Below are 14,366 nucleotides of genomic sequence, written 5' to 3'. Positions count from 1 at the left end.
TACCGAATGCGTTAACAGGGGGCCCCGCCTTACTCAGCGGCGGTGGTGGCCGGGGCCGCCGGGGCCGGGGAACACGCCGGACTCGGCGGCCTTGAGCACCGCGTCGGCCTGCTCCTGGGTCAGCTTGCCGTTCTTGACGGCCTGGTCCAGCCGCTCCTTCAACGCGGCCTGCCGGTCCTGCGCCGACGGCGGCGTGGGCCGCTCCGGTCGGTCGGCCTGCCGCTGCTCGCGCAGCTTCTCCAGCGCCGCGGTGACCTTGTCGGTCGACACGCCGAGTTCCTTGGCGAGCGCCTCGGCGAACTCGGCCTGCCGGTCGGCGTGCCGCTGCTGGCGGTCGCCGCCCCTGTCGGTGTTGGCGCTCGGGGACGGGTTCGGGCTGTTGTCGTCGGCGAGCGCCACCGTCGGGGCGGCGATCCCGACGCCGAGCACCCCGGCGGCCAGACCGACCAGCAGGCGCTTCCTCGTCGTGCGGATCATGCGGGTCTCCTTCTCGGTGGTGGTGCGATGACGTCACCGACAGTGACGGCCGCAACTGGGGGGAACCCGTGGCGAACCTGTCAGCGAGCTGGCAATTGCGGTTGCGTCGTCGCCGCGACGGGCGGGAGGCTGGCCGGCATTCCGACGAAAGGCCACCCCATGACACAGCCCGCCATCCGCGAGGTCGCGCTCACCGGGCCGGGCTCCGGCCCGTACGCGATCACGGTCGGGCCCGACGGCGCGCTCTGGCTCACGCTTGCCGGTTCCGGCGGCGTCGCCCGGCTGGGCCTCGACGGTACGGTGCGGACCTACCGTGCCGACCCGCCGGAGAGCCGCCCGCTGATCATCACGACCGGGCCCGACGGCGCGCTCTGGTACACCCGCTCCGGTGACCATCGGCTCGGCCGGATCACCGTCGACGGCGAGAGCGGTTCGGTGGCGCTGCCGCCCGGCTGCGCCCCGTGCGGCCTGGCGACCGGGCCGGACGGCGCGCTGTGGTACGCCGGCATGGGCGACGACACGGTCGGGCGGGTGAGCGTGGCCGGGGAGGTCAGCACGTTCCCGTTGCCGGTCGCCAAGGGGCTCCCGTCGATGTTGGCCGCCGGCCCGGACGACGCGCTCTGGCTGACGCTCAACCGGGCGAACGCGATCGCCCGGGTCGACCTGGACGGGTCGGTGACGCTGCACCCGCTGCCCACCGAGGCCGCCGGGCCGGTCGGCATCACCCGTGGTGGCGACGGGGCGCTGTGGTTCGTCGAGATCGCCGCCGGGCAGCTCGGCCGGATCACCCCGGACGGGCGGATCGACGAGTTTCCGCTGCCGGACCGGGCGGCCCGCCCGCACGCGATCGTCGCCGACGGGGCCGGGGGCTGCTGGTTCACCGAGTGGGCCGCCAACCGCATCGGACACGTCGCCCCCGACGGCACGTTCACCCACCACACCCTGCCCACCCCGAACTCCGAACCCCACGGCCTGACCCGCACCGAAGACGCCTCGATCTGGACCGCCCTGGAAACCGGCGCCGTAGCCCACCTCACCCCCCGCTGAGGTCGATCATGAGGTTGGCGGCACTTCGAAGATCTACAACTGCCGTCAAGTTCATGATCGACGCGGTGGGACGGGTTGGCGATGGGACGGGGGTCAGCGGACGGCGGGGGTGACCGTGAGGGTGGCGGTGGAGGTGTCCAGGACGGCGGGGGTGCCTACCGGGACGGTGAGCTGGGCGGGGCCGTGGCCGATCGGGAGGCCGCCGAGGACCGGGACGCCGAGGTCGCCCAGGCGGTCGGTGAGCACGTCGACGACAGTGGTGTCCCAGCCGTCGGCGCACTCGGTGAACTGGCCGACGGCCACCCCGGCCAACCCGGCCAACGCGCCGCAGCGGCGCAGGTGGGTGAGCATCCGGTCGATCTTGTAGGGCGGCTCCTGCACCTCCTCCACCAGCAGGATCGCGCCGGTGAGGTCCGGCATGTCCGGGGTGCCGATCGACGCGGTGATCAGGCACAGGTTGCCGCCGATCAGCCGGCCCTCGGCCCGCCCGGGCACCCGCACCGCGAACGTCTCCTCCGCCTCCACCGCCGCCACGGTCACCGGTTCGGTGGTCATCAACGCGGCGTGCAGCGACTCGGCCGAGCGCAGCGGGGTGCGCTCGTCGCGCCAGGCGGCGCCGGGGCCGTGCACCCCGGCCAGCCGGGCGCCCCGCCAGAGCGCGAACTGCAACGCGGTGATGTCGGAGAAGCCGGCCACCACCTTCGGGTCGCGGCGTACCGCCGCCATGTCGATCAGGTCGACCACCCGCTGCGCGCCGTAACCACCCCGGGTGCAGACCACGCCGCGGACCTCCGGGTCGGCGAACGCGGCGTTCAGGTCGTCGGCCCGCAGCGCGTCGTCGCCGGCCAGGTAACCCCGCCGGGCGTACGCGTTCGGCGCCGGCACCGGGCGCAACCCCCAGCCGGTGAGCAGCTCCACGCCGCGGGCCACCCGCTCCGGGCGGGTCGGGCCGGACGGCGACACCAGCATCACCGCGTCGCCGGGACGCAGGGCCGGTGGGCGCAGGCAGTCGTCGGTGGGCACGACCGCGAGCCTAGTGCGGCCGAGCCGGACCGCCCGCGCTCGGGCGTACCGGCTAGCCTCGACGTCGTGGCGACCGCGCTGGTGATCGAGAACGACCCGACCGACGACCTCCGCCGCCTGGGCGACTGGCTCACCGAGGGGGGCCTGGAGCTGCGCGTGGTGCGTCCGCACGCGGGCGACCCGCTTCCCGCCGACCTGGACGGGTACGCCGCCCTGGTGGTGCTCGGCGGCGAACAGCAGGCCCACCCGCTGGCCGACGGCAGCCCCGGCGCGCCCTGGTTCCCGGCGGTGGAGGGGCTGCTGCGCAAGGCGGTGCGGCACCGGGTGCCCACGCTGGCGATCTGCCTGGGCGCGCAACTGCTCGCCACCGCGCACGCCGGCCGGGTCGAGCGCAGCCCGTCCGGGCCGGAGGTCGGCCCGACCGTGGTGGGCCGGCGCGACGCCGCCGAGACCGACCCGCTGTTCCGCTACGTGCCGCTGATGCCCGACGTGCTCCAGTGGCACGCCGACGAGATCACCGAGCTGCCGCACGGCGCGACGCTGCTCGCCGCGTCCACCCGCTACCCGCACCAGGCGTTCCGCCTCGGCGACCGGGCCTGGGGCCTGCAGTTCCACATCGAGTGCGACACCGCGATGATCGCCGAGTGGTCCCGCGACTCCGCCACACTGGCCGAGCTGGGCTACGACCCGGAGCTGGTGGTGGCCGCCTGCGACCGGGCGATGGCCGACGTCGAGGAGGCGTGGCAACCGTTCGCGATCCGGTTCGCCGCGCTCGCGCTCGGCGAGCTGGGCGACGACGACAGCCCGCGCCGCAGCCTGCCGCTGCTCGGGGCGTGAGGTGACCCGGCCGACCCGCGGGCGTCTGGCCCGCTACGGCTTCGCCGAGGGTGACGGCGGGGCGCGCGCCGCCGACCTGCTCGGCCCGGACGGGCTCGGCCTGTGGCGGCCGGACACCCAGGAGCCGGTCGACGACCAAGCCGGGGAGCTGCTCACCGCGCTGTCCCGGGCCGCCGACCCGGACCTGGCGCTGCGCCAGCTCCACCGGCTGGTCGAGGCCGAACGACGCCACGGCGACGAGATCGCGGTCCGGGACGCGCTGGCCGCCGACCCCGGCCTGCGCCGTCGGCTGATCGCCGTGCTCGGTGCCTCCTCGGCCCTCGGCGACCACCTGGTGGCCAACCCCGGGCAGTGGGCGGTGCTGGCCACCGAACCGGACGGGCTGGCACCGACCGCCGACGGCCGGCTCGACCTGAGCGCCGCCGCCAAGCTGACCTCGCTCACCGGCGCGGTGCCGCTGCTGCGGCAGGCGTACCGGCTGGCCCTGCTGCGGATCGCGGCGGCCGACCTGACCGGCGGGCGCGGCCTGGAACAGACCATGGCGGCGCTCTCCGGGCTCGCCGACGCGACGCTGGCCGCCGCCTACGACCTCGCCGTCGACGAGCTGCCCGCCGGCACCCCCCGGCCCCGGCTGGCGGTGGTCGCGATGGGCAAGTGCGGCGGCGACGAGCTGAACTACGTCTCCGACGTCGACGTCATCTTCGTCGCCGCCGGTGACGACGACCTGACCGCCGCCACCCAGGTCGCCACCCGGCTGATCGGTGTCTGCGGGCTGGTCGCCTGGCCGGTCGACGCCGCGCTGCGCCCGGAGGGCAACCGCGGCCCGTTGGTCCGCACGCTCGCCAGCCACCTCGCCTACTACCGCCGCTGGGCCCGCACCTGGGAGTTCCAGGCGCTGCTCAAGGCCCGCCCGGCGGCCGGCGACCTGGACCTGGCCCGGGAGTGGATCGCGGCGCTCGCCCCGCTGGTCTGGACCGCCGCCGAGCGCCCCGAGGCGGTCTCCGACGTCCGGTCCATGCGCCGCAGGATCCTCGACAACGTGCCGCCGAAGGAGCTGGAACGCGAGATCAAGCGCGGCCCCGGCGGGCTGCGCGACATCGAGTTCGCCGTCCAGTTGCTCCAGCTCGTGCACGGCCGCGGCGACGAGTCGCTGCGCGTGCCGGGCACCGTGCCGGCGCTGCGCGCGCTGGTCGCCGGCGGCTACGTCGGCCGCGCCGACGGTGAGGCACTGCTGCGCGGCTACCGCTTCCTGCGCGCCGTCGAGCACCGGCTCCAACTCCAGGGCCTGCGCCGCACCCACACCGTGCCGACCGAGCCGGCCGCGCTGCGCTGGCTCGCCGCCGCGCTCGGCTTCACCGCCACCCCGGGCCGCAGCGCCGTCGAGGAGTTCCGCGCCGAGTGGGTCACCCACGCCAGCGAGGTACGCCGGCTGCACGCCAAGCTGCTCTACCGGCCGCTGCTGGAGTCGGTGGCCCGGGTGCCGGCCGAAGGGCTGCGGCTCACGCCCGAGGCGGCCCGGCACCGGTTGGAGGTGCTCGGCTTCGCCGACCCGGCCGGGGCGCTGCGGCACCTCCAGGCGCTCACCGGCGGCGTCAGCCGCACCGCCGCCATCCAGCGCACGCTGCTGCCGGTGCTGCTCGACGAGTTCGCCGACGCCCCGGAACCGGACCGGGGGCTGCTCAACTACCGGCAGGTCTCGGACAAGCTCGGCAGCACCCCGTGGTATCTGCGCCTGCTGCGCGACTCCGGCCCGGTGGCCCGCCGGCTGGCCCGGGTGCTCTCCTCCTCCCGCTACGCCGCCGACCTGCTGGCCCGCGAGCCGGAGGCGCTTCGCCTGCTGGCCGAGGACACCGAACTGACCCCGCGCCCCCGGGAGACCCTGGTCGAGGGCTTCGCCGCCGCGGCGGCCCGGCACGACGACCCGGTCGAGGCCACCCGGGCGGTCCGCGCGCTGCGCCGCCGCGAGCTGGTCCGGATCGCCGCCGCCGACGTGCTCAGCCGGGCCGGGTCGCTCGCCCCGCTCACCCCGCGCCCGGCGGGCGGCGGGGAGCGGCGGCCCACGGTGGTGGACGTGACGGCGGTCGGCACCGCTTTGTCCCACGTCACCGACGCCACCCTGGCCGCCGCGCTGCGCGCCGCCCGGGCCGCCCAGCCCGGCCCGCCCGGCCTGCGCTTCGCGGTGATCGGCATGGGCCGGCTCGGCGGGTACGAGTCCAACTACCTCTCCGACGCCGACGTGCTCTTCGTCTACGACCCGCCGCCGGGGGTGCAGGAGAGCGCGGCCAGCGCCGCCGCGCACGCCATCGCCGAGGAACTGCGCCGGCTGCTCTCCGCGCCCGCCCCCGACCCGCCGCTCGGCGTCGACGCCGACCTGCGCCCCGAGGGCCGGCAGGGCCCGCTGGTGCGCAGCCTCGCCGCGTACGCCCAGTACTACGCGCGCTGGTCGCGCGTGTGGGAGGCGCAGGCGCTGCTGCGGGCCCGGTTCGTCTGCGGCGACGCCGACCTGGGCGCCGAGTTCGAGGCGATGATCGAGCCGGTGCGCTACCCGGCCGACGGGCTGAGCCGTGAGCAGGTGGTGGAGATCCGCCGGATCAAGGCGCGGGTGGAGACCGAGCGGCTGCCCCGCGGCGCCGACCCGGCCACCCACACCAAGCTGGGCCGGGGCGGGCTCGCCGACGTCGAGTGGGCGGTGCAGTTGCTCCAGCTCCGGCACGCCGGCCGGCGGCCCGCGCTGCGCGGCACCCGTACCCTCGACGTGCTGGCCGCCGCCCGCGACGCCGGCCTGCTCGACGGCGACGACGCGGCCGAGCTGGCCGCCGGCTGGACCCTCGCCGCGCAGGTCCGCGACGCGCTGATGCTGGTGCGGGGCCGGGCCGGCGACCAGTTGCCCCGGCACGGGGTGGAGCTGGCCGGCGTGGTGCGCCTGCTGGGCCACGAGGACCCGGGCGAGTTCCTCGACGGATACCTGCGGACCGGCCGCCGCGCCCGGGCCGCGACGGAACGGGTGCTGGACGCTCCGGCCTGAGGGTTCCGGGCGGCAGCCCTCACGACATTGCGGGGCTCTGGTCGACCATCCGGTACTGGCGCCCGGCCCGATGATCTTGGTGTAGATGCGTCCTTGCTCGTGTAGTAGGGCGGGCAGGAGTGGGTTCAGATGATCACCGAGGCTGGTTGAGTACTGTCCGCTCGCCGGACCCGTGACCTCATCACCGCTGATAGCAGCAACATTCCGACAACGCAATACCCTGCCTCTCACTTCCTCCGAAACCCGGCCTTGGCCTGGAAGAAGACCCGGCACCCCGACATCACACCAACGCCGTCTCAGCAGACAAATGTCAGCAATACATTGAGTTGATCTCAGCAACGCATAAGGGTTGATTGGCGCGACACGGACGAAGCCGGTGAGTCGGGCGGCAGTAGAAACAGGCGTGGAGCCATCGATAGACACGTCCTTGCGACAGAAACACGTCTTCGAGAGGGCTCCACGTGATTGCCTATCGTGCCATGGTCGACGTCCCGAGGGAACTCGTGCAGTACCTCGCGCGGCTGCTGTACGCGCGGCGCCTTGCCTGCGGCACCCGCCATGGCACGCGAGCGTTGACGTGCTTCTACCAGGCCCTGATGGTGCTCGTCTGGTTCCGCAAGGCTGAGGACTTGGCCCTCCTCGCCGCCGGGTTCGGCATCTCCCGAGCCACCGCGTACCGCTACCGCGACGAAGGCACCACGGTGCTCGCCGCCCAGGCGCAAAATCTGCACACCGCTCTGCGTCAGGCCGCCGCCGACGGCTGGTCACACGTGATCCTCGACGGCAAGCTGTTCGACTGCGGCCGGCTCACCGAGATCACCCTGTCGGTCAAGGGCGACACCATCGACGCCTGGTACTCCGGAAAGCACCGGGACTTCGGGGCGAACATCCAAGCGGTCTTGTGTCCGGACGGGTTGCCGATCTGGACGTCGGCGGCGATGTCCGGGCACCTGCGCGACACCAGTTGTGCCCGCGACCCGGGCGTGACCGCCGCGCTGAACTGGTCCGCCGCCGACCTGGCCTGCCCACTCTGGCCGACTCCGGCTACGAAGGCGCAGGTCAGGGCATCAAGGCCCCGGTCAAGCAGCCTGCGGACGGCAGTCGGCTCGCATCCGACAACCGCGCCTACAACCGGCTGCTACGCGGCCTGCGCTGGCAAGGCGAACGCGGCTTCGCGATCCTGGTCGGACGCTGGAAGACGCTACGCCACACGACTGTCAGCCCACGCCGGATCGGCGATATCGTCGCCGCCGCGCTACACCTGACCCACTTCGAATACAAATACCTACCGGAAAGTCGCTGAGATTACTTCATTAACCCATGTCAACGGCCTTGACAGGCGAAGTTCCCCGGCATAGCTTGTGTTCAACAGTAGTGGCACGGGGGCTCAGAATGGAGAAGCTGCTTACTTGCGGTGGACGATCTTTGCCGGTTGAACGGCGGCACGTGACGCTGGACCAGGTGATGGTCCACGACGTGTCGGCCGGCGTCCGGGAATGCGATACGCAGGCCTTGTGTCAATGCTGATGTCACCGATCAACGGAAAGGAACACCATGCGCATCGGCGCTATGCTCGCCTGCCTCGCCCTGACCGGCGCGACCGTCCTCGTCGGGGCGCCGGCCCAGGCCGCTACCTCTTCCACCACCGGCACCTTGGCTCTGAGCTGCCCGTCCAGTGGCGCCCTGTGCCTCTACCGAGACAACGGTTTCCTGAACATCACCGACGTGCTCAATGGCAGCGCCAACCTGACCGGCACGTCGGCGAACAACAACGCCAGTTCGGTACGCAACCGCTCGAGCTGCGCCTACCGCCTTTACGACGCCGGCAGCCCGTCCGGGTCGTACATCACCATTCCGGCCCATACCGAGTATTCCCAGATTGGCACCACCTTCGGCTCTTTCTGGAACGACAGGGTGTCCTACGCCCAGGTTTACTGCTAATGTGCAGGCAATGTTTCGGGCATCGCGTCGGTGGCGAAAATCAACCACCATACGCGGTGCCCGAGACTTTTCCTGCAACTAGAAATACGAGTCGATTTGGTTGGCGATGGGTCGGCGCATGGAGCATGCATACGGTCTGACCAGCCGTTACCTCTTTGATCGTTTCCAACCGGGGACTCCCGGGGCTACCACCGAGTGACGCCGGCAGCGGGCCGGGCTCAGGAGCGCAGGGTGTACACCCCGGCGTCGGGCACCCGTACCGCTGTCCAATCCCCGTCGGCGGTCACGGTTGCACCTCCGGTGACGGTTAGCCAGCGGCTGTGCCGCACCCGGATCCGCACGGTGCCGGCCGTCGACGCCCGGAAGGTTACGGTAGCGGCATCCTGTGCGACCAATTCTGCCGGCGGGGCGACGAGCTGGGTCGGGTCGTTGACTACCCAAACCCGCCAATGCGCGTCTGACCAAACCTCGGTGAGGTATGGGAGACCAGCCGTGACCAGCTCGGCCTCTGGGCGGCCCACCCAGGACAGCTCGGCGTCGGGCACGGCTACGTACTGGACCGCGTTGTCGGCCAGCCAGGCACGGTAGCTGTCGGCGGTCAACGGGACGCCGGTGCCGGTCGCGCCAGGAACCGTGGTGAAGAAGAGCGGGTTGCGGGCGATGTCGGCCTGCCGCAGCCAGCCCCGGGCTAGCGGCATCTCGCCGAGGTGGGCTGCCTCCCAATAGTCGCGGGTCGATGGTATCTCCAGCCGGCCGGTCAGCCCACGCCGGGCCAACTCCGAGCGCAGCGGGGTGAAGTACGCAGGGTCGGCGGTGGGGTCGTCCGCGCTGTGCAGATCGGCGCTGACCACCGGCTGCTGCCACCAGCACACCACCGCCAGCAGTCCGGCCATGGCGAGCGCCCCGAGCAGCCGCCTGCGACCGGACCGCGGGAGGGAAAGCCGGCGCGTCGTCCACTGCGGTAAGCGGGCGGTGGCGGCGAGCACGGGCAGGGCGAACATCACCACGAGGCGGGTAGCGTTCAAGCCGACCGGGGTATGCAGGAGCGCGGCGGCCAGCACGCCGGCCGCCGACAGCAGCGCCCCCACCCGCACCGGCCGGTACGCCGCCAGAGCGGCCACGAGTAGGCCAGTCAGCACCGCGTGCAGGGTGTCGGTGCTGCTGATGTTCATCCAGCCGCCCTCGCCGAAGAGCAGTCCGATGACCGCCAGCGGCGCCGCCGCCGGCACTGCGAGCCACAGGCCGTCGGCGTACCGGCGGGTGAGCAGCAGCGCGACACCGGCCAGCCCGACGAAGAGCCCGGCCACCGGGCTGGCCGCAGCGGCGAGCAGCGCCGCCAGGCCGGCCAGGCCGCCGCGTACCCACCAGGCGCGGCGAACCGGACCGGCCGGCAGGGTGAGCGCGAGCAGCGCCACCAGCCCGAAGGCGACCCCGAGGCCGTACGTCACCCGCCCGGAGACCAGGTTGCCGGCGATGGTGAACACGCCGACCAAGCCGCCGAGCAGCGGCCTGGGCACCCGGGCCCGGACCAGCAGCGCGGCGAACGCGGTCGCCGCGGCGAGCAGCGCGAGCGCGCCCGTGGGGCGGACCCCGAGCAGCGCCATCAGCGGGGGCGAGACCAGGCTGTAGCCCCACGGATGGACCCCGCCGTACCAGCGCAGGTCGACCAGGGCCGGCCCATGGGCGGTGAAGAAGTCGGCGCGGGCCACCTGGGCGGACAGGTCCGAGCCCATCGGAGGGAGAGTGAGGTAGAGCACACCGAGGACCAGTGCGGACGCGGCGCACACCGCCACCACCCGACCGCCCCGCATGCCCACCTCCCGATCGCGACCAACCGTACTGGCAGCATGGCGGGCGTGCCTCACCACCTCTCGCGTTGGATCGGCCTGACGGGCTCGGTGCTCCTCGCCGGGGTCGCCGTCCTCGGCGGCGCGCTGCCGCACGGGGATCTGAAACCCACGCCGGTCAGCATCTGGCAGGGCCCGAACGGGCCGTTGATCGTTTTCGGCTGGCTGGTCGGCACGGCGTTGCTGGCCTGGGCCTGGTGGTCGCTGCGGGACCGGGTGCCGTCGGTCCGCTGGGCGCTCGTCACGATCGGGTTCTGGCTGCTGCCCATGCTGGTCACCCCGCCACTAGGCAGCCGTGACTCGTACGCGTACGCCTGCCAGGGGGCCAGCTACTCCGCCGGGCTCAACCCGTACGAGCAGGGCGTGTCCGCGCTGCCCTGCCCGTGGCTCGACACCATCTCGCACATCTGGCGGGACACCCCGGCACCCTACGGGCCGCTGTTCGTGATGATCTCCGGGGCGGTGGTGGCGGTCACCGGGTCGCTGCTCGGGAGCGTGGCGCTGTTCCGGGCGCTCGCGATGGCCGGCGTGGCGCTGACCGCCGTGTCCCTACCGGTGCTGGCCCGCCGCTGTGGGGTGCCGCCGGAGCGGGCCCTCTGGCTGGCGCTGGCCTGCCCCCTGGTCTCCGTTCATTTGGTCTCGGGGGCGCACAACGATGCCATGATGGTGGGCCTGCTCACCGCCGGGTTGGCGGTGGTGGCCGCCCGACCGGGCCGGACCTGGTGGCTGTTGGGCGGCGGGGTGCTGTTCGGCCTGGCCGCCGCGATCAAAGTCACCGCGCTGGTCGTGGTGCCGTTCGCCGCGCTGGCCGCGATCGCTGGGCCGCACCGGGTCCGGACGCTGGTCCGCGACGGCGGGTGGGTGGCCGGCGCGGCGGTCGCCGCGGTGGTCGGGGTGACGTTCGCCGCCGGCCTGGACTTCGGCTTCATCAGTGGGCTGGAGCAGGGCGGGCTGGTGATCGCCTGGTCGTCGCCGCCCACCGCGGTCGGGCAGACCGTGGGCTACCTGGCCCGACCCTTCGGGCTGCACGTCGACGCGTTGCCGGCCACCCGGGGGATCGGTGTGTTGGTCCTGGTGGCGCTCCTGGTCTGGCTGTGGTTCCGCGCGTTCCGCCGGCGTGACCCGCTGTGGCACGCCGCCTTGGCGCTCACCGCGACCGTCGCGCTGTCTCCCCTGTTTCACCCCTGGTACTGGACCTGGCCGCTGGCGGTGCTCGCCGCCACTGCCCGGCGCACCCTGTGGTTCTCAGTGGTAACCGTGGTGTCGTCGTTTCTGGTGATGGCCGACGGCACCGGTTTACCCCGGTTCACCAAGATGCCGGGAGCACCCCTGATGACGCTCTTCGTGATCGTGGTGGTGGTCCGGTTGGTACGGTCGGCTCGGGCGAAACAGCAGCCGGTCCCCGCAGACTGAGGAGAGGTGCCGGTGGGTGAGCCGGACGCGGTGCCCGACGGTCCGGTCGGGCCCGTCGCCGCGGCCGTCGCGCGGTACGCCGGGCTCGCCGGCGCGGTGCTGTTGACCATCGCCGGCTGGCTGGGCGGCGCGCTGCCCGACGCGCCGCTGCGCACCACCCTCGCCGGGCTCTGGCACGCCGCGTACGGGCCGTGGACCCTCGGCTGCTGGCTGGTCGGCACCGGGCTGCTGGTGGGCGCCTGGTGGTCGCTGCGCTGGGGCGCGCCGTCGGGCCGGTGGGCGTACCTGACCGCTGGCCTGTGGCTGCTGCCGCCGCTGTTCGCGCCGCCGCTGGGCAGCCGGGACGTCTACTCGTATGCCTGCCAGGGCTGGTCCTGGACGCACGGCGTGTCCCCGTACCAGGTGGGGGTGGCGGCGGCCGGCTGCCCGTGGACGGACGCGGTGTCGCCGATCTGGCGGGACACCCCGGCGCCGTACGGTCCGTTCTTCGTCCTGCTGGCGGGCCTGGCGGTGCTGGCCGGCGGCGGCCTGGTCGGGGCGCTCGTGCTGCTGCGGGTGGTCGCGGTGGCCGGGGTGCTGCTGGCCGCGCTCTGCCTGCCCGGCCTGGCACGGGCGGCCGGCGTGCCGACCCGGCGGGCGGCCTGGCTGGCGCTGGCCTGCCCGCTCGTCGGGGTGCACCTAGTCGCCGGGGCGCACAACGACGCGGTCGGGCTGGGGCTGATGCTGCTCGGGCTGCTTGTGCTGGTCCGCTATCCCGGCAAGCCCCGCGCGCTGGTGGTGGCCGGGGTGGTGCTGGGGCTGGCGGTGGCGGTGAAAGCGGTCGCCGTGGTGGTGCTCCCGTTCGCCGCGCTGGCCGCGGTGCTGGGCCGCTACACCTGGCGCGCGCTGCTGCGGGACGGCGGCTGGCATGCCGGCGCGGTGCTGGCCACGCTGCTGGTCACCTCGCTGGCCACCGGCCTGCGGCTGGAATGGGTGGAGGGCCTGGCGCACAGCGGCGATTCGCAGCAGTGGACCTCGCCGCCGACCGCGGTCGGTTTCGTGGTCGACTACGCGGGCGCGTTGCTCGGGCGCAAGCCGCACGCGGTGCCGGGGGTCCGGCTGGCCGCGCTGGTGCTGCTCGCGGTGTTGCTGGTGGCGCTCTGGTGGTGGGCCTGGACGGCGTTGCGCCGCCTCAACGAGGTGCGGCAGCGGGTGATCCAGATGGCGTCTGCCCGGCCCCGGGTGACCTTGCTCGGGGCCGGCCTGGCGCTGGCCGCCACGGTGCTGCTGGCCCCGGTCTTCCATCCCTGGTACGCGACGTGGCCCCTGGCGCTGCTGGCGGTGGCGACGCGGTCGCCGGCTCGGGCGGTGTGGTTCGTGGCGCCCTGCGCGGTGGCCTCGGTGCTCACCCTGCCCGACGGCACCAACCTCGCCCGGTTCACCAAGGCGCCCGGGGCGGTCCTGATGACCGCGCTGGTCGTGGTGGTGGCGGTGCGGCTGGTCCGGGCCGTGCCGGCGCGACGCGCCCGCTGAGTCCGCCCGATTCAGCGTGATCTTCGCCGCGCTGGCCGATCCCACCCGCCGGGCGATCCTCGCCCGGCTGGCCGAGGGAGACGCCACCGTCAGCGAGCTCGCCGAGCCGTTCGCGATCAGCCTGCCGGCGACCTCCCGGCACCTAAAGGTGCTGGAGCAGGCCGGCCTGATCACCCGCTCCCGGAGCGCCCAGTGGCGGTCCAGCAGCCTCAATCCGGAGCCGCTGCGCGAGACGACGGCCTGGATGGAGCGCTACCGCCAGTTCTGGGACAACAACCTGGACCGGTTCGACGCCCACCTCAAGCGGGTGCGGGCCGGACGGAAGACACAAGAGAGGCAAGCACCATGACCGAGGTCGCCATGCAGGAGCTTGTCATCACCCGCGTCTTCGACGCCCCGCGCGAGCTGGTCTACCGCGGGTTCGTCGACCCGGACCAGCTTGCCGCGTGGTTCGGCCCGGTGGGCTGGTCGGTGCCCCGGGACACGGTCAGCGTGAACGCGCGCGTCGGCGGCCACCAGCGGTTCACCATGGTCGACGACACGGACCCCGGCATGACCTCCCCGGTCGACGCCACCTTAACCGAGGTGATGGAGAACGAGCTTCTGGTCGGCGAGCAGCGCGTCGACTTCGGGGCCGGGCCGGTGGTCTTCCGGCTGCGGCTGGAGTTCCACGACGAGGGCGGCCTGACCCGCCTGCTACTGCGCCAGGGGCCGTACGGCCCGGAGGTGGCGTCCGGCGCCCGCGAGGGCTGGAACAGCTCCTTCACCAAGCTGGACGCTCTGCTCGCCGGCTGACCGGCCCGCCCGACCGACCCGCCTTGATCGACCCGGTTTGCGGCATTTCGGGGGTGTCCGCGCTGGCCGGCACCGCCGGGTTGCTTCATGTCGCGTGGATCACCGTCGGGCCGGCGGAAACCGGCCGGGCCGGCCCCGCGCGAGCGAGGCCGGCCCGGCCGGTGCTGGTGGAACGGATTCGTCGACGGCTCAGCAGTCGAAGTACATGGCGAACTCGTGCGGGGTCGGGCGCAGGCGCACCGGGTCGACCTCGTTGGTCCGCTTCCAGTCGATCCAGGTGGAGATCAGGTCCGGCGTGAACACGCCGCCGTCGAGCAGGTAGTCGTGGTCGGCCTCGAGCGAGTCGAGCACGGCCGGCAGCGAGCCGGGGACCTGCTTGACGTCGCCCCACTCCTCCGGCGGGAGGTCGTAGAGGTCCTTGTCGATCGGGGCCGGTGGTTCGATCTTGC

General features: G+C 73.3%; 12 protein-coding genes and 2 pseudogenes. 10 read left to right on the top strand and 4 right to left on the bottom strand.

What is annotated here, in order from left to right:
* Positions 1-33 precede the first annotated feature (33 nt).
* Positions 34-477, bottom strand: coding sequence for a hypothetical protein (locus AB0H28_RS11795; protein WP_358037470.1), 444 nt, complete (start codon positions 475-477; stop codon positions 34-36).
* Positions 478-636: 159 nt separating this feature from the next.
* Here AB0H28_RS11795 and AB0H28_RS11790 point away from each other — a divergent pair, with 159 nt between their 5' ends.
* Positions 637-1,524, top strand: a complete 888-nt coding sequence (locus tag AB0H28_RS11790; RefSeq protein WP_358037467.1) for a virginiamycin B lyase — start codon at positions 637-639, stop codon at positions 1,522-1,524.
* A 93-nt stretch (positions 1,525-1,617) separates the two neighbouring features.
* Here the strand turns inward: AB0H28_RS11790 and AB0H28_RS11785 are convergent, their stop codons facing one another.
* Positions 1,618-2,547, bottom strand: a complete 930-nt coding sequence (locus AB0H28_RS11785) for an LD-carboxypeptidase (RefSeq protein ID WP_358037464.1) — start codon at positions 2,545-2,547, stop codon at positions 1,618-1,620.
* Between the two features lie 66 nt (positions 2,548-2,613).
* Between AB0H28_RS11785 and AB0H28_RS11780 the strand changes: the two genes are divergently transcribed.
* From AB0H28_RS11780 to AB0H28_RS11760, 5 genes and pseudogenes are all read left to right on the top strand, one after another.
* The gene (locus tag AB0H28_RS11780) at positions 2,614-3,384 is read left to right on the top strand and encodes a type 1 glutamine amidotransferase (RefSeq protein WP_358037461.1); all 771 of its coding nucleotides are present in this window, start codon (positions 2,614-2,616) and stop codon (positions 3,382-3,384) included.
* A gap of 1 nt (position 3,385) precedes the next feature.
* Positions 3,386-6,409 carry a bifunctional [glutamine synthetase] adenylyltransferase/[glutamine synthetase]-adenylyl-L-tyrosine phosphorylase gene (locus AB0H28_RS11775; protein ID WP_358037458.1) on the top strand — a complete coding sequence of 1,008 codons (3,024 nt, stop codon included), beginning with the start codon at positions 3,386-3,388 and terminating at the stop codon, positions 6,407-6,409.
* A gap of 479 nt (positions 6,410-6,888) precedes the next feature.
* Positions 6,889-7,353: pseudogene (locus tag AB0H28_RS11770) on the top strand (transposase family protein); the annotation flags it as partial.
* Entirely contained in the window at positions 7,311-7,712 is a 402-nt protein-coding gene (locus AB0H28_RS11765; protein ID WP_358038207.1) for a transposase family protein, read from the top strand. The pseudogene AB0H28_RS11770 and the gene AB0H28_RS11765, both read left to right, overlap by 43 nt.
* 251 nt (positions 7,713-7,963) lie before the next feature.
* A complete protein-coding gene (locus AB0H28_RS11760; RefSeq protein WP_358037455.1) occupies positions 7,964-8,350 on the top strand; it encodes a peptidase inhibitor family I36 protein in 387 nt (128 codons plus the stop codon).
* 218 nt (positions 8,351-8,568) lie between these two features.
* Here AB0H28_RS11760 and AB0H28_RS11755 read toward each other — a convergent pair whose 3' ends face one another.
* Positions 8,569-10,161, bottom strand: a complete 1,593-nt coding sequence (locus tag AB0H28_RS11755; protein WP_358037452.1) for a hypothetical protein — start codon at positions 10,159-10,161, stop codon at positions 8,569-8,571.
* Positions 10,162-10,206: 45 nt separating this feature from the next.
* Between AB0H28_RS11755 and mptB (AB0H28_RS11750) the strand changes: the two genes are divergently transcribed.
* The 4 genes from mptB (AB0H28_RS11750) to AB0H28_RS11735 are packed head-to-tail and all read left to right on the top strand — an operon-like array spanning position 10,207 to position 13,917.
* Positions 10,207-11,610, top strand: a complete 1,404-nt coding sequence (gene mptB / locus AB0H28_RS11750; protein ID WP_358037449.1) for a polyprenol phosphomannose-dependent alpha 1,6 mannosyltransferase MptB — start codon at positions 10,207-10,209, stop codon at positions 11,608-11,610.
* Positions 11,611-11,622: 12 nt separating this feature from the next.
* Positions 11,623-13,122 carry a polyprenol phosphomannose-dependent alpha 1,6 mannosyltransferase MptB gene (gene mptB, locus AB0H28_RS11745; RefSeq protein WP_358037446.1) on the top strand — a complete coding sequence of 500 codons (1,500 nt, stop codon included), beginning with the start codon at positions 11,623-11,625 and terminating at the stop codon, positions 13,120-13,122.
* Between the two features lie 16 nt (positions 13,123-13,138).
* Positions 13,139-13,471, top strand: a complete 333-nt coding sequence (locus AB0H28_RS11740) for a metalloregulator ArsR/SmtB family transcription factor (RefSeq protein WP_358037443.1) — start codon at positions 13,139-13,141, stop codon at positions 13,469-13,471.
* The gene (locus AB0H28_RS11735) at positions 13,468-13,917 is read left to right on the top strand and encodes an SRPBCC domain-containing protein (protein WP_358037440.1); all 450 of its coding nucleotides are present in this window, start codon (positions 13,468-13,470) and stop codon (positions 13,915-13,917) included. The genes AB0H28_RS11740 and AB0H28_RS11735 overlap by 4 nt, the downstream gene beginning before the upstream one ends.
* Before the next feature lie 189 nt (positions 13,918-14,106).
* On the opposite strand, the pseudogene AB0H28_RS11730 reads toward AB0H28_RS11735, so the two are convergent.
* A pseudogene (locus tag AB0H28_RS11730) lies at positions 14,107-14,366 on the bottom strand (type I glutamate--ammonia ligase); the annotation flags it as partial.

Source organism: Micromonospora sp. NPDC050980, from assembly GCF_040653835.1.
GTDB lineage: Bacteria > Actinomycetota > Actinomycetes > Mycobacteriales > Micromonosporaceae > Micromonospora.
This window is presented reverse-complemented; position numbering and strand designations above follow the sequence as displayed.

Coding starts and splice junctions, on each gene's coding strand:
- AB0H28_RS11790 (WP_358037467.1), top strand. CDS start 637: ATGACACAGCCCGCCATCCGCGAGGTCGCGCTCACCGGGCCGGGCTCC.
- AB0H28_RS11735 (WP_358037440.1), top strand. CDS start 13,468: ATGACCGAGGTCGCCATGCAGGAGCTTGTCATCACCCGCGTCTTCGAC.
- AB0H28_RS11760 (WP_358037455.1), top strand. CDS start 7,964: ATGCGCATCGGCGCTATGCTCGCCTGCCTCGCCCTGACCGGCGCGACC.
- AB0H28_RS11755 (WP_358037452.1), bottom strand. CDS start 10,161: ATGCGGGGCGGTCGGGTGGTGGCGGTGTGCGCCGCGTCCGCACTGGTC.
- AB0H28_RS11795 (WP_358037470.1), bottom strand. CDS start 477: ATGATCCGCACGACGAGGAAGCGCCTGCTGGTCGGTCTGGCCGCCGGG.